15 protein-coding genes are annotated in these 21,712 nt (G+C 30.8%); 5 read left to right on the top strand and 10 right to left on the bottom strand.

What is annotated here, in order from left to right; translation table 11 throughout:
- Positions 1–23: 23 nt before the first annotated feature.
- Positions 24–1,073, bottom strand: a complete 1,050-nt coding sequence (rhaT, locus tag BM289_RS16245) for an L-rhamnose/proton symporter RhaT (RefSeq protein ID WP_091495448.1) — start codon at positions 1,071–1,073, stop codon at positions 24–26.
- 369 nt (positions 1,074–1,442) lie between these two features.
- Between rhaT and BM289_RS16235 the strand changes: the two genes are divergently transcribed.
- The gene (locus BM289_RS16235) at positions 1,443–2,483 is read left to right on the top strand and encodes a GntR family transcriptional regulator (protein WP_091495797.1); all 1,041 of its coding nucleotides are present in this window, start codon (positions 1,443–1,445) and stop codon (positions 2,481–2,483) included.
- 91 nt (positions 2,484–2,574) lie between these two features.
- On the opposite strand, the gene BM289_RS16230 is transcribed toward BM289_RS16235, so the two are convergent.
- The 3 genes from BM289_RS16230 to BM289_RS25475 form a co-directional block, all read right to left on the bottom strand.
- Positions 2,575–2,751, bottom strand: coding sequence for a histone H1 (locus BM289_RS16230; protein ID WP_026729959.1), 177 nt, complete (start codon positions 2,749–2,751; stop codon positions 2,575–2,577).
- A 559-nt stretch (positions 2,752–3,310) separates the two neighbouring features.
- The gene (locus BM289_RS16220; protein ID WP_091495442.1) at positions 3,311–3,799 is read right to left on the bottom strand and encodes a hypothetical protein; all 489 of its coding nucleotides are present in this window, start codon (positions 3,797–3,799) and stop codon (positions 3,311–3,313) included.
- A 123-nt stretch (positions 3,800–3,922) separates the two neighbouring features.
- Positions 3,923–4,183, bottom strand: a complete 261-nt coding sequence (locus BM289_RS25475; RefSeq protein WP_167365446.1) for a YcxB family protein — start codon at positions 4,181–4,183, stop codon at positions 3,923–3,925.
- Between the two features lie 631 nt (positions 4,184–4,814).
- Here BM289_RS25475 and BM289_RS16210 point away from each other — a divergent pair.
- From BM289_RS16210 to BM289_RS16195, 4 genes are all read left to right on the top strand, one after another.
- Positions 4,815–5,906, top strand: coding sequence for a sensor histidine kinase (locus BM289_RS16210; RefSeq protein WP_091495438.1), 1,092 nt, complete (start codon positions 4,815–4,817; stop codon positions 5,904–5,906).
- Positions 5,907–5,913: 7 nt separating this feature from the next.
- Positions 5,914–7,242 carry a sigma-54-dependent transcriptional regulator gene (locus BM289_RS16205; protein WP_091495436.1) on the top strand — a complete coding sequence of 443 codons (1,329 nt, stop codon included), beginning with the start codon at positions 5,914–5,916 and terminating at the stop codon, positions 7,240–7,242.
- A gap of 306 nt (positions 7,243–7,548) precedes the next feature.
- Positions 7,549–8,529, top strand: a complete 981-nt coding sequence (locus BM289_RS16200) for a helix-turn-helix transcriptional regulator (RefSeq protein WP_091495434.1) — start codon at positions 7,549–7,551, stop codon at positions 8,527–8,529.
- A gap of 44 nt (positions 8,530–8,573) precedes the next feature.
- Entirely contained in the window at positions 8,574–9,569 is a 996-nt protein-coding gene (locus BM289_RS16195) for a helix-turn-helix domain-containing protein (protein WP_091495432.1), read from the top strand.
- A 129-nt stretch (positions 9,570–9,698) separates the two neighbouring features.
- Here the strand turns inward: BM289_RS16195 and BM289_RS16190 are convergent, their stop codons facing one another.
- The 6 genes from BM289_RS16190 to BM289_RS25470 all read right to left on the bottom strand — a co-directional run.
- Positions 9,699–11,690, bottom strand: a complete 1,992-nt coding sequence (locus BM289_RS16190; RefSeq protein ID WP_091495430.1) for an OmpA family protein — start codon at positions 11,688–11,690, stop codon at positions 9,699–9,701.
- A gap of 20 nt (positions 11,691–11,710) precedes the next feature.
- Positions 11,711–12,625 carry a PorP/SprF family type IX secretion system membrane protein gene (locus tag BM289_RS16185; RefSeq protein WP_091495428.1) on the bottom strand — a complete coding sequence of 305 codons (915 nt, stop codon included), beginning with the start codon at positions 12,623–12,625 and terminating at the stop codon, positions 11,711–11,713.
- 35 nt (positions 12,626–12,660) lie between these two features.
- Positions 12,661–13,983 carry a T9SS type B sorting domain-containing protein gene (locus BM289_RS16180; protein WP_091495426.1) on the bottom strand — a complete coding sequence of 441 codons (1,323 nt, stop codon included), beginning with the start codon at positions 13,981–13,983 and terminating at the stop codon, positions 12,661–12,663.
- Between the two features lie 846 nt (positions 13,984–14,829).
- Complete coding sequence (locus BM289_RS16175; protein WP_091495425.1) at positions 14,830–15,969, bottom strand: hypothetical protein; 1,140 nt, start codon at positions 15,967–15,969, stop codon at positions 14,830–14,832.
- A 1,054-nt stretch (positions 15,970–17,023) separates the two neighbouring features.
- The gene (locus BM289_RS16170; RefSeq protein ID WP_143102093.1) at positions 17,024–21,217 is read right to left on the bottom strand and encodes a beta strand repeat-containing protein; all 4,194 of its coding nucleotides are present in this window, start codon (positions 21,215–21,217) and stop codon (positions 17,024–17,026) included.
- A gap of 107 nt (positions 21,218–21,324) precedes the next feature.
- Positions 21,325–21,712 (bottom strand): hypothetical protein (locus BM289_RS25470; RefSeq protein WP_167365445.1); only part of this gene is annotated, 388 nt, incomplete at its 5' end.

Here is a 21,712-nt window from a genome sequence, read left to right as displayed (position 1 = left end):
TTTATATTATTTTCTTGTATTGTTTATAATGAGTTACCAATTCCTACCAAAACGATCGCCAGCATAATAAGCCCGATCCCCCAGAAAAAAGTTCTTATTGTTTTTTTAGAAACTCCTTTCCATTCTTTCAAATAAAAACCCCAAAAATTTGCTGTTAAGATGATGGTTGCCATGTGAAGAATCCATGAACTTGCTCCATTTCCTAATTTGCTCTCTCCCATTCCGTAAAAGAAAAACTGTAAAAACCACATTGTACCTGCAAGCGCAGAAAACAAAATGTTTTTAGTTATTGGAGTAGATTTATCAGTATAATTTTTAATTGTTTTATTTTTAAAATTTAAATAAAGACACCAAATGAAGTTGGTTGTAAGTCCGCCCCATAATAAAACAACATAAGTCACATTGTTTTGGAACAACGGATTTGCACCATTAACTACAGCATGTTCTGCCATTGATTTTCCTGCTTCAATTCCGTAATTAAAAAACGAACTTAAAATTCCTGAAATTACGGCTACAGTTAAACCTTTTACTAAATTGAAGTCTTTATCCTTATCTTCATGACCGGTTGCAAAATCCTTTTCTTTCAGCATTCCTGCTTTTCCAGAAATCGCAATTCCAACCAAATACACTACAACTCCAAATAAAACCAGCTGTCCGCCAGAATTAGAAATCATATGAGAAAAGGATATTTTACCTTCTGTTGGAACGATATCATAATATATAGAAGGCACTAAAGCTCCAAATGCAGAACAGAATCCTAATGTAATAGAGTTTCCTAAAGACATTCCTAAATAGCGAACGCCTAAACCATAAGTTAAACCACCAATTCCCCAAATCAATCCCATTAAAAAAGTAAAGTATTTTATTGATGGAGAAGCTGATGCGATAATTTCGGTAAAATTTGGAATCGTTAAGTAAGCAGCCAATGGTGGAACAATCAGCCAAGAGAAAAATCCTCCTACCAACCAATAGCTTTCCCAAGCCCAGTCTTTTACTTTTTTAAAAGGCATATAAAAACTACCCGAAGAAAATCCTCCGATAGAATGAAAAATGATTCCTAATAATGATTCCATATAATGTTTTTGGTTTAAGGTTAGGTTTGTTAGTAATTTGGTTTTGTAAAATAATAGAATGTAAAAAACAAAACTGTCCTGTACTATCCTTTATGTTTTTTGGTTTTTTTGTTAAAAAGCGAGGATTATTAGAAATAACAGCCTGTAATTATTGGGGAAATAAATTTAAAATGGCTACTTTAGCAATCGATTTCGTAATTGTTGAATCCGAATTTTGAGGAAATTTCAATAAATATAAAAAAAGTATTACAAGCCGATTGAAAATCTCTTTTTTTTTATGAAAAAACATTTACCTTAAAGAGTTTTTCTTATAAAAGTTATAATTAAAAAATCGTTTCGTTGAAATACGGAACAAGTTTCCCAGACACCATGATTAAACTTATTAAAATAGACGAAGATTCACGAGTTCCAAAGTATAAGCAAATTGTAGACTCTATTCTTCAGAACATCGCCAACGGAAATTTAAAAATCAATCAAAAGATTCCTTCTATCAATAGTTTTAGCGAAGAATTTTATATGTCACGTGATACTGTGGAAAAAGCATATAATATTTTAAAAGAACGAAAAATTATTTCTTCTATTAGAGGTAAAGGTTATTATATCACAAGAACAAAACTAGAGTCTAAAGTAAACATTTTGTTTTTGACCAATAAGCTGAGTTCTTATAAAATGAAGACCTACAGCTCTTTTATCAATACCTTGGGAGCAAATGCACATGTCGATTTACAAATTTATCATTGTGACGAAACCTTATTTCTTAATATACTGGACAAATTTGAAGGTGCTTATGACTATTATGTAATAACGACTCACTTTAAGACAGACGAGTTAAAACACTTAAGCTTCACCGACGATGTCGTAAATGCCATAAAAAAAATTCCGCAAGAAAAATTGGTTGTTTTGGACAATATTAAATTAGGAACCGGCGATGATGTCATTAAAATATATCAAGATTTTGAAAATGATATTTACAACGCTCTTAAAGAAGGTCTTTCTAAAATCAATAAATATAAAAGATTAATTTTAGTTTATCCTGACAAAGCCGTTTATCCTTATCCAAGGCGAATTTTACATGGATTTAGAAAATTTTGTGTTGAACACGAAATCAATTTTGAAATTTTAAGCGAAGTTTATGATGATATGATTCTGAAAAAAGGAGATCTATTTATCACTATTGAAGAATCTGACTTAGTGAATTTAATGAAACAAATTCGTGATGAAGAATTTATTTTGGGAAAAGAGATCGGTGTGATTTCTTATAATGATACTCCTTTAAAAGAATTATTAGGCATTACAGTAATGTCAACCGATTTTAATATCATGGGGGAAACTGCTGCACAAATGATTTTAAACAAAGAAAGAGGACAAATAAAAGTTCCTTTTAATTTTATTGATAGAAATTCCATCTAAGATACTTAGTTTTCTTTACCACTGTCTCAAGCTTGTAATCAAATTTAAATTATAAAAAAAACCTCGTCAATTGACGAGGTTTTTAGTTGTATTATTTTTTTGATTCTTCGATAGAAACTTTTCTGAACTCTTTTAAAAGTTTTTCGATTTCTAAAGTAGCTTTACGTGCTCTTGGACCTGCAGCTTTAATTCCTTTTTCAGTTAAAGATTCAGCTTCTGCTTTAAATGTGTCAATTTCGGCGTTGATTTTTACTAATAAATCTTTCATGCTTATATATTGTTAAATTAAGCCACAAAAATAAAAGTTTGTGTGATAGTTACAACAAAATTGCTGTTAAATTTAATGCAGTTTTTCATTCATTTTCTTTACAATAAATTGACTCTCTATTTTTCGTGAGCGCCAGCAAACACAATCAATTAGAAATCAAATACTTATTTTAAAAACAAACTATTTCATTTCCTTCATAGGCTTTATAGAAAGTATCCTAAACATGAGAAATAATAAAAGATTTCATTAACAACCGCTCCCTTTTCTTACAATTTAATTAAGAAAAAATGTCTCAGATAGGAGAAAATTAATCGAAAAACACCTAGTTTCAGATAGACAGCTAAAAAAAACAATGTCCTCAATAAGACTTTTATCAATCCTTTCTTTGAAAAATTCAAGGGAGTCCATTATTATAATCAATACGCAAAAATCAAAAACTTTATTAACTAGTTCCTGGCAACCTAAAAAAAGAATGCAGGATAAGAAAAAATCCTTATCCTGCATTTCACGGTGTACTATTAGTCAAAATAGATACACAAAAAATATAAAAAATAAATAATTACATTAAATAATACATTGCTTTATAATACTCAGGAAATTTTGCCTGCATAAAATTTAACTGCTGTAAAGAGATTCGATCATTTCTAAAATCTAACTTCTTTTTAAAGAATGTTTTTACTTCCTTAAAAACTTCTCGGCTGGTTTTAGATTCGTCAAACAAAATCAAATTATTAATCATTTCTAAAAATGAAAGGCTTGTAAAAAATTGCTTGTCGAATAAACAAACTAGAATATTTTCGTTTTTATTTTCCTGTTGTAAGAAACCAAGCAACTCATTTTTATCATATACAACATAAACAATACGGTCATACTGTTTTATTTTGTCTTCACTATAATCAAAAAAGGATTTTTCAAAAAAATCAAAGTCAGCTTTTAACCTTCTTTTAAACATTTTCAAAAAGATCCCTTTATTATCTCGTACTAAAACTTGCTCCTTTTCCATTTTCATTTTATTTAAGATCCCACAATGAATATTTTCTCCTAACAATAAATCAGTAAGAACATTGTAAAATTAAGTCTATCCTCTTATTAGCATAACCCACAAAAAGTCATAAAATGGTAATTATAAGGTATTTTTTTAATCTATTTAATCATAAAAGAAAGCTAACAATTAGACTTTAATAACAGGAATAACATTTTTTTCTACGAATGAAAGCAATTCTTCAATTTTTCTATAATCACTGTCCTTTTTAGAGATAGAAATTATATATCCATTTCGTTCTTTAATGTAGAAAAACAAAAAGTTTTTGGTCAAAATTACTTTTTCAATTTTAGACCATTTATGAGTCAATTCTCCAAGTGGTGATTTTACACAAATATCAGAGTAAGTAAACGTCAATTTGTATCTATTAGGGAATTTATCTAGCCTCATTAGTTTTTTGGTCCATCTAAAGACGGTTTTAGAAATAACATCAATAAACGAAAACTGAATAATTACAAAAATGACGACTAGAAACAAACTTTTAAGCAACCAATTAAAGAAATCTGTTTCTAGGATATAGTCAATACAAATTACAAACACTAATAAAGCAAGAAGACAAAACATAACGCGATCTCTAAATAAATGTCTAAAGTACATTTTATTCAGTTTTTTTATCTCGGAAATATTAAGTTGAAACTCTAATGAAAAATTAGCAGCTGTCATAATTTTTGTTTTCAGTTATACTTTTCTTGACTACAAAATTATTTTTACCAGTGCTTTTTGCAGAGAGCTATAAGTTTTTAAACTATTAAAATAAGACTTAATTCACCAATATCCAGTTCTTAAAACTTCATTAAAACTAATCTTATGAAAAATACTAGTTTTCGGCTTAGTTTTTTACACAAAACATCTTTCAGAATTTACCCTAAAAAGTTAAAAAAATAGCAATATAAGACAAAAAACTAAGCGCTATTTATTTTATTATCAATAAGTTAAGTTTTAACTTTCTTTTGGTTTTATCACAAAAATAATTATTTACTTTTGAACCCAATCTAACCAAAAAAACAAACATTTTCTTACAATGAATTTGCAATTAACAGAGGAAAATTTAAAGGAAAGAATTAAAGAACTTACCTGCCTATATGAAATTTCGAAGATTATTTCCAAATCCAATTCTATTCATATTCAGACGCTTCACGAAATTATAGTAAGCATAAAAAATGCCTGGAGATTTAATCTGGATGCTACTGTAGAAATTCACGTAATAGACTATCATTTGTCAACTTCTGAACATAGTGAAAACAGTATTTTCCAGTCAAGTATAATAAAAATTAAAAACGAAGATGTTGGTCATATTAAAGTTCATTATCCATCCATAAAATATTCACAAGAGGATTTTCAAGAAGATGAGCAGAAATTGTTAGATACAATTGCTATAGAGATAGGCAACTATATTGAAAAATATCAAACTTTGGAAAGAAAAACGGCTTTAAGAAGAATGTTAGAACGAATGGAACGTCTTACTCTTTTAGGAGAAATGACAGCTGGAATTGCCCACGAATTAAATACACCGTTAGGAAATATTCTTGGTTTTGCAGAACTCATAAAAGATCACAATACTGACCCTGATATTGATTCTGATATTTCTATTGTAATAAATTCTGTTATCTATTCTAGAGAAATTGTAAAAAAACTAATGTTTTTCTCCTGTGAAATGCCACAGAAACTAGAACTACAAGAAGTAAAACCTATAGTTCTATTTGCTTTATCATTTTTAAAATCAAACTTTCAAAAAAAAGAAATCAAACATGAGCTTATTATAAAAGACGATACCATCATTGCAAAAATAGATTCTGTTCAAATTACACAAGTGCTATTCAATCTTATAATAAATGCCATTTATGCGTCTCCAGAAAAAAGTACAATCAAAATTATTGTGGATAATGACGATTATAACTTATACCTAAAAATAGAAGATCAAGGAACGGGCATCCCCGCAGAAATAAAAGACAAAATATTCAATCCTTTCTTCTCAACCAAACCTGTCAATTATGGCTGTGGACTGGGTTTAAGTGTAGTACATGGCATCATTAAAAATCATAATGGTGAAATAGTCCAGCAAGATAATTTTCCTAATGGAACCATATTCATAATCAAAATCCCTTTAACATAACATCAAAATGACTTCTAGAAAAGAAAACATACTTATTGTCGATGACAATACAGATATGCTTGATTTGATTCAAAGGCAATTAAAATCTCTAAACTATCGCACATACAAAGCCTCCTCAGTTACTGAGGCGGTCGAAGTTTTGAAACTGTCATCCATAAATCTTTTAATAACAGATATCAATATGCCTGATATCAATGGAATAGAATTGATAAAGTATACAGAAGAACATTATCCTTTTATACCCAAATTAGTAATCTCTGGTGTTCCATCTGTCCATGCAGCTGTTAATGCTATTAAATCAGGAGCATTAGAATATTTAACTAAACCATTTACAAGTGACGAATTACATAAAGCTATAATAAGTTCTTTACAAAAAGTAAATCATTCTAAAAAGACTACCGAACATTTTGAATATTATAAAAATGAAAAATCTTATGGCGGAATAATTGGCCATTCAAGTCAATGTATAGACAACATTGAAATGATTAAACGCGTAAAAGATACAAAGGCAAATATATTGATTGAGGGGGAAAGCGGTACTGGAAAAGAGTTAATAGCGAAGGCGATACATTTTACAGGAAATAATGCTGACAAACCTTTTATAGCCATAAACTGTGGAGGAATTCCTGAAAATTTAATTGAATCGGAATTGTTTGGACATATAAAAGGATCATTTACAGGAGCACTAGAGAATAGAATTGGTTTATTCCAAGCGGCGGCAGGCGGTACAATATTTCTAGACGAAATTGGCAATGCTCCTTTGATGGTTCAAATAAAACTTTTAAGAGTTTTACAAGAAAAAGAAATCCTAAGAATAGGTTCAAGTAAAGCAGAAAAAATTGATGTAAGAGTAATATCTGCCACAAACAGTGATTTGGAAGAAATGATTTCAAAAGGCACATTTAGACAGGACTTGTATTATCGTATCAATGTTATAAACATAAAAACTGCTCCTTTAAGAGACCGTAAAGAAGATATTCCGCTACTTGTTAATGCATTTATCGAAAAATACACTCGCGAGTACAACAAACCAAATATAAAGATGGATGATAAAGTTACCGAGGTTTTATTTCGATATAATTGGCCTGGAAACATTCGAGAACTAGAAAATATTATCCATCGTATGGTTATCCTCAGTGACAATACAATAAGCTTAAATCAAGTTCCAGATCGTTTGAAATACCATATATCTGGTTCTAATAATATTTTTAAATCTCTAAAGGAATATGAAAAAGAACAAATTATAAAAGTTCTATCATCTGTAAACAATAATAAAACAAAGGCCGCACAGATTTTGAAAATCGACCGCAAGACTTTAAATCAGAAAATGAAATAAAAGATTGAGGAAATATTCCCTTTTTAGGTATAAATTCCCATGTAAATAATTTCAAAACATTTTGACTTAAAAATTAAACAATTGATTTCCAACATATAATCAAAAATATTTTTTTTAGGCATACCATTTGTCTTCAATAAGTTAAAAAAACAACAAAATAAGACTAATCCTACTTTTATAGTTTTAATAATGAATTGAAACATTACTAAACATGTAAAGTAGCTTATTAAAACAATATTTTTTTAAACCACTGTAAAACAGTAAATTAAAAAAATATTAACTTTATAAGACAAATAATACTTATCTATGAAAACAATTGAGCATTTTTATAGTGCAGATTTGGATTGGGTTGAAAATCTGGCGGAGCAATTTGGCGGCGAAGTAAAGGGAAATTTCATTATGATTCCCGAAGATATTCAAACTGGTATACGGTATTTTTTAAAATGTGACGAAGGAATAATAGCTTATTATATTGATGTGGAATACAAAAAAAGACTTCACCTCATACAGCGAAATAGTAATCCTAATTTTGTAGGATACTATTATAATCTTACTGAAGGAGAAGCCGTAGTTTCTGGTGATGACTTTGCCTACAATGTTACTAAATGGCAGTATAATCTATCTGTAATTGACGGATCTTTATCAACTGATTATGAGGTAACTAAAGGAAGTAAAACTTTTGCTCTCTGTATTTTTATTAGAAAAGACATTATTGAATCTTTCGCCATTAAAAACAATATTTTTTTACCCGACATTGATAAAATAGTCAACCCAAAATTAAATACCATTGTGAGATTTGACAGAATGAGCAATGACAGTTTTCATATTCTAGATGATCTTAGAAAAGTAAAAGTAGGCGGGCCTATATTTGATTTATATCTTACTGGGACTGTTCATATGCTAATTGCCAATTATCTAAAAAAAATAGCTACAAAACGTATTATAATACAAACTGTTAATCAGCAGGACCTAGCCACTATTATTTCTATACAAATGTATTTGATGGAACATATAGAAGATAATTTTCCAAGCATAAAACAACTCGCTAGTAAGGCAAATATGTCGGAGTCTAAATTCAAAAGTTTATTTAGCAAAATCACTGGTAACACACCGAATGTCTTTTTTATGGAGAACAAATTGCTTCTAGCAAAAGAACTTCTTGAAGCCAAACAATTATCAATATCACAAATTGCTGATAAACTAAATTTTACTAACAACTCCTATTTTGCTTCTAAATTTAAAGAGCATTTCGGTATACCTCCAAAAACATTTGTTAAAGAATTATAAAAACAGTTTTCTAATAATCAGTTCAAAAAAAATCTAATTGTTCTATGAAGAAAATATTACACTACTACAGCTTGAGCCCTGAATGGATGCCACAACTGGCAGAACAAACTGGTGGTGAAATGATAGCTGACAAAATAATTATTTTTCCAGAAAAAATCGGAAATGGGCATTGTTATTTTACTCAAGTTACTCCGAATATATCTGTGGTTTTTATGGATGTTTTTTTGAATACTCCTCTTAAAATACACCGTCAGAGATCCGATTACGAATTATATATATTTCACTTTGATCTAAGTGAGCATGTTAATTTAATTAAGATTAACAACCAAAATTATGAGATAGGTTCTTATGATAAATTAGATCTTGCTATAATTGATAATCAAATTGAAAGTACCTATAAACCCGCTTTAAAAGAAAGAACCTTTGCTCTTAGAATATTGGTTGATAAAAAAATGCTGGCAGATTTTATAACCAAATATCCTGAAATTAAATATAAAGGCAGTCTAAATGAGAAAATAGACGATGAAGTATTTTATCACTACGGAAACATCGACAGTAACAGCGTCCTTTTATTACAATCCCTTAAAACCAAATCAATTCATGATTTATCTTTTGAGCCATTTTTAAAAGGTATTACACTGAAACTTCTTGGCAATTTTTTTAGTAAATTTTACGATATAGGAGAGACAAAAAATAATTTAACCCAAGCAGAAAGTGATGCCATAAACAAAACCAAAAAATATATGCTGTCCAATTTATACAGTCCATTTCCTTCTGTTACATTTCTAGCTTCGATGGCAGGAATGTCAGAGTCAAAATATAAAATGGCTTTTAAAGAAAACACAGATACTACGCCTAATAATTTCTTCATCCGGGAAAAAATGAATCTAGGACGAGAACTTTTAAAAAGTGGTGAATACTACTCACTTACAGAAGTTATGTATGAATTAAGTTATAGTAAATTAAGCTATTTTTCTTCTAAATATTTTGAATTATTCAATCATAAACCTATGGATGATTTTGTAAAAAAAGCTAATTAAAAAATTACAATGACTCCAATAAAAACAAAATAAGACTGCCTCAAAAAGTGAGGCAGTTTTTTTTTAAAAAAAGAGGATATCTCTAAAGAAACATCCTCATTCTCAATTTAAATTTAATTTATCAACAATTTAATTCCGATTTATATGTACAATAAATTCAGAACGTCTATTGGCTTGATGTTCTGCTTCAGAACAAGGAACTCCATTTGAACATCTATTTATCAATTGTGTTTCTCCATATCCCTGTCCGGTTAAACGCTCTTTATTTATACCATGATCTACAAGATAATCTACAGTAGCTTTAGCGCGATTTTCAGATAACTTCATATTAAAATCATCTTTTCCTCTACTATCTGTATGCGAATTTACTTTAATAGTTACATTTGGACGTAATTTCATAAAATCGACTATTTTGTCCAGTTCAGGTTTTGAGGATTCTCTAATTTTGTATCCATTATAGTCAAAATAAATTGGATTTAGTTTCAAAATATCTGTCAAATTAGTTCCTTCAACAACCGGCACAATATCATTTCCTACCTGTACAATCATTTCATCTAAGAATTCATGTATATATTCTCTTTTTTCTGCTGGCTTTAATTCAGGTACCAATTGTGTTTTTTCTACCAGCCCGGGCTTTTTATATACTAACTTATATTTTTTGTATGGCTCTAGTTCCATTGAGTACTTACCATCCTTATCACTCAATAATGTTTTAATTTTTTCGTCTTTATCATTATAAACTTCTACTGACAGCCCATCAATTGGCATTCCACTTTTATAATATTTAACTAGTCCATAAACCATAGGACTAATATTAAAATCAAATTGTACTGGTTTATTTTCTACAAAACTATAAATATCATCATTGCCACTTCTATTTGAAGAGAAAAAGCCCATTTTTGTATCATTGTTAATCATATAAGCAAAATCATCAGAACTGCTATTTACTCCTTCGCCTAAATTTACAACATGATATACTCCATCGCTATCTTTACTAGCTGCAAATAAATCCAATCCTCCTAATCCAGGATGACCATCAGAAGCAAAATACAATACTCCATTTTTATCTACATAAGGAAAAGTCTCCTTTCCTAAAGTATTTATCTCGTCACCTAATTTCGTAACATCATTTCCAATAATTCCACCTTTTTTTAAACTTACCACATACAAATCCGAATTACCGAAAGTGTTGTTTCGATCTGAAGCAAAATAAAGCTGGCTCTCGTCTGGACTCAAGGCAGGATGAGCAGATGAAAATCCATCACTATTTACAGGGTAAGGTAATTCTTTTACATTTTTCCATTCCCCATTTACGTTTTCAGCCGAATAAATTTTCAAATAAGTAGTTCCTTTTTTATCCTCTCCCAGTTTTCCTTCAAAATAATTATTTCGTGTAAAAAACATTTTCTTACCATCTTTTGTTATTGCTGGCGAACTTTGGTGGTACCTTGTATTAACATCACCTTTTAACTTTACAGGGTTCTGAAGCCCACCATCAACAGTAATTTCAGCAGAATATAGTTTAAGGAAAGCTTTTTCGTTCCAACTGTGTTTACGTTTTACAACAATTCCAGTATCTCTAGCAGATGCGTATATTACATTATTTTTATTGTACAATGCAGTTCCGAAATCAGAAAATGGAGTGTTGATGCTTACTGTATTTATCGAATAACGTCCAGATTGTTTTTTAATATCCGCCAATAATTTCTTTTCATTCCAATTTTCACTTAAGTCTTTTTTCCCGGATTTCTCATAATATTTTTTCATTACAGATTCTGATTCTTTATAATCTTGAATATTATTTAAAGCTTGGGCATATCTAAAATAATACTCAGGCTCAGCACTTGTCAAAGATTCTATTATTTTAGAATAACACTCTACAGCTTCAGCATAATTGGCATTAAAATAATAGCAATTTCCCAGTTTAGTATAAAGATCGACTGCATTACTTCCATTTTTTATCTCTTCTCTATATAATTTTGCAGCTTCTATAAAAGCAAATTTATTATATGCGTCATCCGCTTTGCTTACTTTTTTAGTCTGCGCATGCAAACCACTGCAGAACTGCATTATTAATGACGTTAATAAAACGAAAATTAATGTTATTTTTCTGTAGCTCATTTTGTTTTAGTTTTAATTTATTAGAAGAATCTTGGTGTTACAAGTCTAGTTTTTGATTTACTAAACAATTCAAACCTTAGGAATATTTCATGAGATCCAGAATTATAATTCCCAATTTTTGTTGTATCATAATCATATGCATAACCGATTTGTAATCCATCTGTAATTTGGAAACCAGCTAAAGCACTTACTGCGGCATCCCAACGATATGCTGCTCCAAGAGTTAATTTGTCGTTGATTAAAAAACTTGCCGAAACGTCTACAGAAAGAGGTGCACCAGAAACTCCTTTTATTAAAGCTGCTGGCTTGAATTTCAAATAAGGGTTAAGATCAAACACATACCCCCCAATTAAATAAACATGTGATTTTGTAGAATAAGTAGTTTCTTTAATATCGTCATAATAGCTTGTTTTAAGTAATCTTGGTGATGCCAATCCTACATACCAATTATAAGAATGTACATAAAACCCTACTCCAACATTTGGCGAAAATTGAGATATAGTACCTGATAAATAAAGATCTTCTGGTCTTTCGCGATTCAATTTATTATAGTCTACTTCAAAATTGTCGAATCCTCCAGAAATACCAAATGAATATTTTACATCAGTGCTTCCTAAAATAGTGTAGGAATAATTAAGTGTTGCAGTTGTCGTCTTTGACGGACCAATCTGATCACTTACAACATTTAATCCTAAAGCATTTCTTTCTGAAATTGGGCTTTGAACAGAGAAATTCATTGTTTTTGGCGCTCCTTCTAATCCTACCCATTGTGTTCTATATAATCCTAATACACTTAGAACTTCCCTTGACCCTGTATATCCAGGATTAAAAGTCATGGTATTGTACATGTATTGTGAATATTGTGATTCTTGTTGTGCTGAGGCACTAAAAATCCCTGCACACAATACTATTACTATGTGAAAAATCTTTTTCATTATTTCTAAATTGATTTAATTCTTAAAAATTAAGACTATTGGTTATTGATATACAGATAACCTGTTTTCTGCATTCCTCTCTGCTCTTTAGTATATTTTATGATATAAAAATAAGTTCCTGTTGGAAGTTTGTCATTTCTATTGATAGTAGCACGTCCATCAGAATATCCTCTAAACATAACATCACTTTCATTATATGATTTTGCTTCATATACCTTTACTCCCCATCTGTTGTATATTTCAACTGTATTGTCTGGATATTTATCAATTCCTTTTATAAGAAAAGTGTCGTTGATACCGTCATCATTTGGAGAAAGAGCGTTGTACACAATTAAGTCGTCATTTGGTATTTCTTTGTCTACTAATGCCATTGTAAACATTCCGTATCCATTTACTTTTCCCATCAATAATTTAGTATAACCTGCGCCTTTACTTCCTTTATTCATTCGTTCGCTCACTTCTCCTCCTTCTCTAACCCATTTAGCAGCTGTTTCATCCCATCTTACCATGATAACTTGTGTCTTATCGTCATGATCAAAAAACTCGGAAGGTGTTGTATTACTGTCTAGAGTAAGACTTAGTACAATTTGATTTGTTCCTTTATCACGAGTAACATTCCAATACTCTTTATTATTGATGAGCTTTATGGTCTGATCTTTACTTGAATGAGAATGGATTGCATCTGAATTTTTGTAAAAATACTGTGCGGTGTAGCTATCATTATTATTTTTTGTTTTATCTGCTTGATCTTGATAAGAAGGTCTAAAATACAATTCATCTCCTATTGGAAATTCAAATTCTTTATATCCGTTTTTTTGTACTTGTCCATCTACGAATGCTAAATCACTAGCATCTGTATGAAAAGCATCTTCTTGAAAAATCATCTTTCCATTGAATGTATCTGCATCAATAATACCGTTTAGGAATTCTGTTTTATTGTTTACAGATATGGTAGTTGCCAATTTGAAAGGAATTAGACCACTGTAATTTTCAAAAATTAAATTTTGGAAATCAGCGATTTTGGTTCCGTCAATACGCTGGTCTTTTTTTCCAGTGAAAAAAGTCTGTCCATTTTTATCAGGAGAAAAAGTTACGGTACCATTATTCCTCCAATCTTCAAAAATGTAAACTAAACCATCATTAATAAAATTACCCGAATTGGTGTTTTCATAATTCATGTAAACAGACAATATAGTTCCTTCTTTAACTTTTACATCACCCTGATTTGCAAACTGGGCATTACTGTTTACTGAACAAAACAATATTGAAGAAAATCCAAGACAGGAAAAGAATTTTTCTTTGATAACATCAATATTACTTTTAAATTGATAAACTTTATACATACTATTTTCCATCATTCTGTTTACTTTACAAATTGCATTAAATAACAGTGCAAAATTATAGGAACGATGATTCTAGAATGTCTACTAAAAGTTATAAGTATATCAAAATAAGTCAGAATGTTATATAACATCTTTTTAACACAAAAAACAAAACACTGTATTACAATGTTTTACAGCAACAAATTTTACTACAAAATAATCCAAATACTAAAAATGATAAACGTTAAGAAATATTGAATTTCTTTTTAACAAAATACATTTCCGAAAATACTTTTAAAATAAACTTATACACTTACACAACAGTGATCTTATTTATGGTTTAAAAAAAACATTTTACCTAAGATTTTACTATCTTTTATTACTGAAATTATTTATAAAACATTTTTTGGAAAGAATATCTATTAAAAATCCCGGCTATTAAGTACCATTTATAGCAATGATTTGAAATTACAATAGAATTTTGAAAAGAAGGACTCTAAAGCGACGATAGATTGAAGTGTAGAAACAGCTAATTTTAAAATAAGATCTTAAATTCCTAGTAGGTACATTTAAAAAATCAGCTTTATTGTGGCATCCTAAAATGATTTATAAATTAATTGTAGCTTATTTTAAAAACCTGCATTTTTTATTAAAGATAAATTGATGCAAATGGTCGATAAGCCAAAAAATAACGTTTTTCTATTTTTCAACGTTATCCTTTTTTTACAAATGATGATTGAAACAATAATAAAAACTGACGCTTTTTAGACTGAATATCTATTTTGTCATTCTAAAAATATAGTTTGAAAAACATTACGATTTTAATTAAGTTTTAAAAACTTTGAAATTTTTCAAATCTGTTTTGCTTGTTATTACAAACTTCTACACCTTTTTAAAAATTAGATTTCTAAAATGGGTACCATACGTTTTTTGAAGAATTACTTTATCTTTTGCCTGTCTATAATAAATTATTTTCTCTCCTTTATTATAACTCCCTTCTGGTGAACAGGGACAGAAATTAGCCGCTATTTCAGTACATAAAAAATGGAACAAAGCTTTATTGTATATTTTATTATAAATAAGCCCTCTTTGTAGACCTGCTTCGTTTATTTCTAAATTGCGAAATCTGCTTTTCTCTTTTTTAGACTGGTTACAAACACTAATCATATATTCTGTTAAGCGCTGCACATCATAACTTTTAAAAGTTTTGTTTTGATCTATATTAATCTCTAAATAGTTTTTTACCAATTTTTCTATATTATGCTTTCCTTCTATCTCAATCTTTATCCCTTGATAAGATTTATAAAGAGGCTGAAAAAGCACAGAAACGACTTTAAGTTCTTTTTCCAGCAAAACACGAGTAAAACTATCCAGTACATTTTCACTTTCTTCTAATGTGATATAGACATTATTTTCTTCTACAGCTGAAACTAACTTAACGATAACATTATAAAAACCATCAGCAGGCTGATCGGTATGATTATTAAAATACAGACATCCGTAGTTTTCTACAAAAATGGTAAATTCCCAGAAATCGTTATATTCCAAAAAACTGTTTGCTATTTGCATTGCGTCATCTTTAAGTCCACTAGAGTTTCTTGTATATACCAGCCAGTAATTCCCAATACCACTATATTGCGACATTGTTTCGAGCGTATAAATTGGTATAGTTACTTCGCTTTTAACTTCTATTTTATTTTTGCGTGAGAGCTGTATTAACAGACTATATAATTTTGGAGTTAGAGTTTGTGTTCTAATTATTGTTTTATTTCCCTCCAAATCATTTTCTATTGTAAACTGCTCATTTCCTTTTATCACATCAAATTCTTTCTCGACTGTGCAAGAATACTGTAATAAAAGCCTGTGATTACTAATTCTTTTTAATTGATAGCCCGTTGTTTTAATTGCTTTTTCTAAGACTTCTTCCAATTGTTTAAGAGTAAAGACTTCATAAGCTGAATAATAATTCAAATTATTTAAAAAACCTTTATGATATATATCTATTCCATACACTATTCCCATATCCTAAAATTTTAATATTCCTGACTTATTTAATAATAGTAAAATCACTCGTTCTTGTCCCCAATAAATCTGTTTTTAGCTAATTATTAAAAACATAAAATCATTCTAAAAAAACCTTTATACACAATTCTTAAACAATCTTTACAATAATCCATAGCTTTTATATCAAACAGTTACATTTTAACAAAAAACGAACTATATAAAAATATTTCAACGAAACAACTTAATTATCTATAATAAGCCATAATTATATTAAAATAAGATTTATATCAGAGAGGAATTTTGTAAGGAGTTAAGACTTCAATTATAAATTTTAGAAGTTGATATTTTCTAAACTTACTGTTATAAACAAAAAAACGCTACAACCAAAAAAGTAAAAAAACATAAATTAATGATACCAAAAGCCTCCTTAATATGTTTAAACTTATCTCAATGTATTCTTACATGACAACCGTCTTGTATTAATTAATTTTCTGATAAGAAATATAATCCTTTGACTAAACCGTTACCACCAAACTTTAACAAATTACCAGAGGTACTATACACCACTATATTTCTAGCCCAGTAATAATAAGTTTTATTTCTGGACATGGTATTGTTAATAATTATTAATTCGCAAAGCGTTACACAATAGGTAGCACACAACTTACAAGTGAATTACTCGAAACAATATCTAGACCATTTACGTGATGGTAAAGTAACACTGGAATCTGTATGTAAAGTAAATATGCTGTGGTAGTAGCAGGAATAGGAATACCAGCATCTAAAGTTGCAAAATCACTAAAGGAGTAGCTACATCGATTGCTACCCTTTGTGACAAATTGCCATTATTATTTACAATTACTAGATAATCTGAAAGTTCTCTGCAGGAAATGCAAGTACAGGATTCCAGTCTTTTACATCCAGCCTGGCCATACCAGCAACAGACGGATTAAGAACAAACAAAAAAAATGCCTTATGAATATCTAATAATAAACCAAACAAGGAGGCCTCGGCCTCCTTGTTTGGTTTATTAAACCTTTTTTAAATTATTTACTTCAATCAAGTCGTCTTTTTATACTCTCGAAATGGTCTGCCATTTATTATTAGCGCCTTCAGTGATAATCTGATAAGTTGTTTTATTTCCTACTGAAATAAAAGTATCAGTTTCATCTACTGTAGCTCCACCAGCAAATATAATTTTTACATCTTGAACAACTGAATCCACTCGCTTAATTGTAAATACTCTTCCTGCAGCACAAGCTGGCACAGTAATCGTTAAAGGACCTGCTGCTCCTGTAGCATCTATTAATAATACATCATCAGTTGCATCAACAAGAGTTGCTGAAGCTGCTGTTACTCTTCTAATTCTCATAGAAGCCCCGGTACTTCCTCTATCAACTGATTTAAAAACACCGTTAGGATCTACTACTACAAACTTATCTGTAGCAGCACCAGCTTTAAGACCTTCTACGGTTAGTGGATCATCTGTTCCAATAGTCTTAGGCACTACATGCAATGCTGTATTAGGTGCTGGTGTGTTAATACCAATCTTTGCTGATTTATAACCAATTCCTGAATTATTCACATTTAATCCATAAATAGCATTACCAATATTAATTTCATCATTATTAACAGGGCTTGACGGCAATGTCTCAGCACCAATCAAGATATTGTTATTTCCATGATAATCTGTTGTACTGTAACCTGCTCTATATCCTAAGTAAACATTCAAATTACCATCTTTTAAACCGTAGCCTGCCTGCTCTCCTAGAGCCACGTTATGGTTTCCACCAGCATTATTAAACAATGACTGATAACCAAATGCTGCATTATAGTTTCCTGTTAAAACCCCATTTGACATAGCCTGATAACCAACAATCGCATTGTAATTTCCTGAAGTATTTTTTCCTAATGCATCTATACCAATTGCAATGTTTGAACTTCCATTTGTATTAGATTTTAAAGCTCCAGAACCTAGGGCAGTATTTTCTACACCAATACTATTGTTTGACAAAGTGTTTAGACCCACTGCGGTATTGTTTATGGCCGAAGCAGTAGCTGTTGTATTATAAGCATTATAACCAAAAGCTGTATTATTTTTGCTCAAACTTCCTGAGTTGGCATTGTTAATTCTAAGGTAAAATGGTCTATCATCTGCCGTTCCTAAAAAGTTAGAATCTGTAGTTCCTGAATTTCCTAACAAGCTCCATCCGCTACCTGATAATGAAGAAGCATCTACTTTTTTGAATACACCTGTATTATCAACAACTACGACACTTTCACTACCAGCGCCTGTTTTAAGACCTTCTACACGAATTGGATCATCACTTGCTGCTTTACTATAAATATGAAATGTTGTGGTTGGTGCATTAGTGTTAATACCTATTCTACCTGCTTGTGTTGTTGAAGCTTGATTTGCACCTGTTCCATACAAAAGATTACCAATATTCATTTCATTTGAAGCCGATCCGTCTAATTTTGAACCATTTGGATTATTACTCCCTATAAAAATATTATTAGTTCCTGTAGTATTTCCTGTACCAGCATTTACACCTAATGCTGTATTATACCCTCCTGTTGTAGTGTTTTGAAGAGCACCAACACCTATACCTGTATTATTAGAAGCATCAGTCACAAGTTTTAATGAAAAATAACCGACTGCTGTATTATTTCCATTAGTAGCACTATTGTATGAACGTAATGCCTGAGCACCTACTGCAGTATTTCCATTACCTGATGTATTAAGACCTAATGCTGCTGCTCCAATACCGACATTGGCGTCACCAGTACTAGTGACAGGTGTTGTTCCCTGTCCTAAATATACTGATGCAAAATTACTTGCTCCTGTACCTGATGATGTACCAATCCATCCAGCTGATTTTTTATTTACTCTGAAAGCTAAAGCATTGTTATCATTAGTCCCAACAAAGTTTGTTCCAGGAGTTGTTCCTGTATTCCCTAAAATATTCCAAGCATTTGCTGATCCTGATAATGAAGAAGCGTCAACTTTTTTGAAAACCCCCGAATTATTAACTACCACAACACTTTCATTTGTTCCTGTTCCTGCTTGAATACCTTCAACAGTAAGAGGGTCGGCATTCGTAACATCTGGTTTAACATGTAAAGCTGTACCAGGAGCCTGAGTATTTACACCAATTCTTGCTGTACCAATTGTACTGTTTACATTTGTACCAAATAAAGCGTTACCAATGTTTAATTCGTTAGCAGCTGTTGTACCAGATAAATTTACAGCATCACCAATCAAGATATTTTTATCACCTGTGTAAGTATTAGAAGCATGGTAACCCGCATTATTACCTAAAGCAATATTGTTATTACCTGTAAGTTTAAAACCAGCCTGATAACCTAAACCTGTATTATTACCTCCAGTTGTTAAAGTTTGGAAAGAACCATAACCCATAGCTGTATTATTGGCACCAGTTGTAGCAGTAAGCAAAGCACTATGTCCAACGGCAGTATTATATGAAGAGGTAGCGACAGTAAGAGCATTAAAACCAAACGCACTGTTTGAATTACCATTTACAAGAGCCTTAAGGGTGTTACTTCCAAATGCACTATTACTACCAACAACACTGCCATTAAAATTTTCTAGTGCAGAGGCTCCAAAAGCATTATTATGTGAAGTACTCTTATTCGATTTTAATGCATTATATCCAACAGCGTTATTAGAAGATCCTCCATTATTACTTTGTAATGCATTACTACCAATAGCTACATTTAGACTACCATTTGTATTATTTGTCAAGGCTTGATCACCAATTGCCGTATTTGCAGTTCCTGAAGAAGATGGATTCAATGCATTATATCCAAAAGCTGTACTAGACTGAGACAATATACCAGCATTTGTACTATTTATTTTAAAACGTAATGGATTATTATCTGTAGTTCCTAAAAAATTAGCTGAAGTTGTGCCTCCATTACCTGAAAGACTCCAGAAAGTTCCAGTTCCTGATAAAGAAGAAGCATCTACTGTTTTAAATACACCGTCTGTACCAGTTACTATAACTTTTTCAGTTCCTAAAGTTATATTTTTAAGCCCTTCTACTGTAAGAGGGTCATTTGTACCAACAGGTTTAACATGTAAAGCTGTACCAGGAGCCTGAGTATTTACACCAATTCTTGCTGTACCAATTGTACTGTTTACATTTGTACCAAATAAAGCATTTCCAATGTTTAATTCGTTAAAAGCTGTTTTTGATGATAATTTAATATTATCTCCAATCGCGATATTTTTATCTCCTGAATACGCAACATTGTCAGTAGTAGTATCTTGGGTAAGAACCTTATTTCCTATAGCGACATTACTATTTCCTCCGATATTTCTTCCAGATTCATATCCTATAGCTGTATTATTATTACCTGTCGTATTTATTCTCAATGCATAATCTCCTACACTTGTATTTTGATTTCCTGTTGTATTATTATACAAAGCGAAATGACCAACCCCAGTATTTGAATAACCTGTAGTGTTTCCGCTAACAGCGGCAGATCCAACAGCTGTATTCCAATCTCCAGTCTGGTTTCGTGTGAGTGCTGAAGCTCCTAATGCAGTATTAGAGCCACCCGTTGTATTATCTTGCAATGCAATACTTCCTAAAGCTGTATTGTTGCTACCAGTGCTATTTAAACTTAATGTAGAGCTTCCTACTGCTGTATTACTAGCTCCTGTGGTATTCGACATCAAAGCTTGAAAACCAATAGCTGTAGTACTCCAACCAGTAGTATTGGCATTCAATGAACTTATACCAATTGCCGTATTACCTGCTCCTGTAGCACCTGCGTTATAAGCATTGTAACCAAAAGCTGTATATGTTTTAGTTAAAGCTCCTGCGTTAGTACTTTCAATTTTGAAACGTAATGGCTTATCATCTGTCGTTCCTAAAAAGTTTAATGCTGGATCAGTACCTCCATTACCTGAAAGACTCCAGAAAGTTCCAGTTCCTGATAAAGAAGAAGCACTGATATATTTAAGAACACCTGATGTAGGATCGGCTACCAATATATTATCAGAAGTAGTACCTGTTCCTAATCCTTTTATAGCCAAGGTAAAGGCGCTGGTAGTTGTTAAAACAGATTCTCTTGTTAAAGGTCCACCTAATTGTATATAACCATTATCAGTCGACAACCCATTGTTTACAAATGGATTAATTGTTACTTTTTCACCATTTGGTGTCACAACGGTTTTGGTCTGTGCCATCATAAATCCACTCTGGATCAATAACAGCATATATATTATTTTTTTCATTTCTTAATCAATTTTTAAGGATCAACGTACTAAATATCTATATCAAAATATATAGGAAGGCTGGTTAGTCTTTTATCAGCTTTACAGCCTTCCTTTTTTTTAAAATATTACTTCAAATAATCAAATGTTATAGCATCATCTATTTTTAAAGCATAAGATCCATTATTAGCCGGAATATATTTAACAGTCGTTCCAGTTACCGTAATAGCATCCTTAGCAATACGTACACCATTGATATACATTCTCACTTTTGAAACCAAATAAGGTGTTTGTGTTAAAGTGAAATCAACTTGACCATCTGTCCTAACCGTATCTTCGTCAATTATTTGTTGAGGAAGTATAGCACTAACTACATATTCATCAGTAGCTGTTCCAGATCCTGTTATACTTATACCTGTACCTGCGATAGTTTTACCTCCGATACCGTCTGCTCCAGTCGCTCCTTTTAAACTTGTAATAAACTCTGTCTCTGATTTTCCATCGTTGCCAGGAAGC

It is taken from the genome of Flavobacterium phragmitis, from assembly GCF_900112575.1.
Taxonomy (GTDB): Bacteria; Bacteroidota; Bacteroidia; order Flavobacteriales; family Flavobacteriaceae; genus Flavobacterium; species Flavobacterium phragmitis.
Note: the sequence above shows the minus strand (reverse complement) of the source record. Positions and strands in the feature narration are given on the sequence as shown.

What these genes read in the sequence shown, in the direction of transcription:
- rhaT (WP_091495448.1), bottom strand. Translation starts at nt 1,073, where the DNA reads ATGGAATCATTATTAGGAATCATTTTTCATTCTATCGGAGGATTTTCT.
- BM289_RS16235 (WP_091495797.1), top strand. Translation starts at nt 1,443, where the DNA reads ATGATTAAACTTATTAAAATAGACGAAGATTCACGAGTTCCAAAGTAT.
- BM289_RS16230 (WP_026729959.1), bottom strand. Translation starts at nt 2,751, where the DNA reads ATGAAAGATTTATTAGTAAAAATCAACGCCGAAATTGACACATTTAAA.
- BM289_RS25475 (WP_167365446.1), bottom strand. Translation starts at nt 4,183, where the DNA reads ATGAGGCTAGATAAATTCCCTAATAGATACAAATTGACGTTTACTTAC.
- BM289_RS16210 (WP_091495438.1), top strand. Translation starts at nt 4,815, where the DNA reads ATGAATTTGCAATTAACAGAGGAAAATTTAAAGGAAAGAATTAAAGAA.
- BM289_RS16205 (WP_091495436.1), top strand. Translation starts at nt 5,914, where the DNA reads ATGACTTCTAGAAAAGAAAACATACTTATTGTCGATGACAATACAGAT.
- BM289_RS16200 (WP_091495434.1), top strand. Translation starts at nt 7,549, where the DNA reads ATGAAAACAATTGAGCATTTTTATAGTGCAGATTTGGATTGGGTTGAA.
- BM289_RS16195 (WP_091495432.1), top strand. Translation starts at nt 8,574, where the DNA reads ATGAAGAAAATATTACACTACTACAGCTTGAGCCCTGAATGGATGCCA.
- BM289_RS16190 (WP_091495430.1), bottom strand. Translation starts at nt 11,690, where the DNA reads ATGAGCTACAGAAAAATAACATTAATTTTCGTTTTATTAACGTCATTA.
- BM289_RS16185 (WP_091495428.1), bottom strand. Translation starts at nt 12,625, where the DNA reads ATGAAAAAGATTTTTCACATAGTAATAGTATTGTGTGCAGGGATTTTT.
- BM289_RS16180 (WP_091495426.1), bottom strand. Translation starts at nt 13,983, where the DNA reads ATGATGGAAAATAGTATGTATAAAGTTTATCAATTTAAAAGTAATATT.
- BM289_RS16175 (WP_091495425.1), bottom strand. Translation starts at nt 15,969, where the DNA reads ATGGGAATAGTGTATGGAATAGATATATATCATAAAGGTTTTTTAAAT.
- BM289_RS16170 (WP_143102093.1), bottom strand. Translation starts at nt 21,217, where the DNA reads ATGAAAAAAATAATATATATGCTGTTATTGATCCAGAGTGGATTTATG.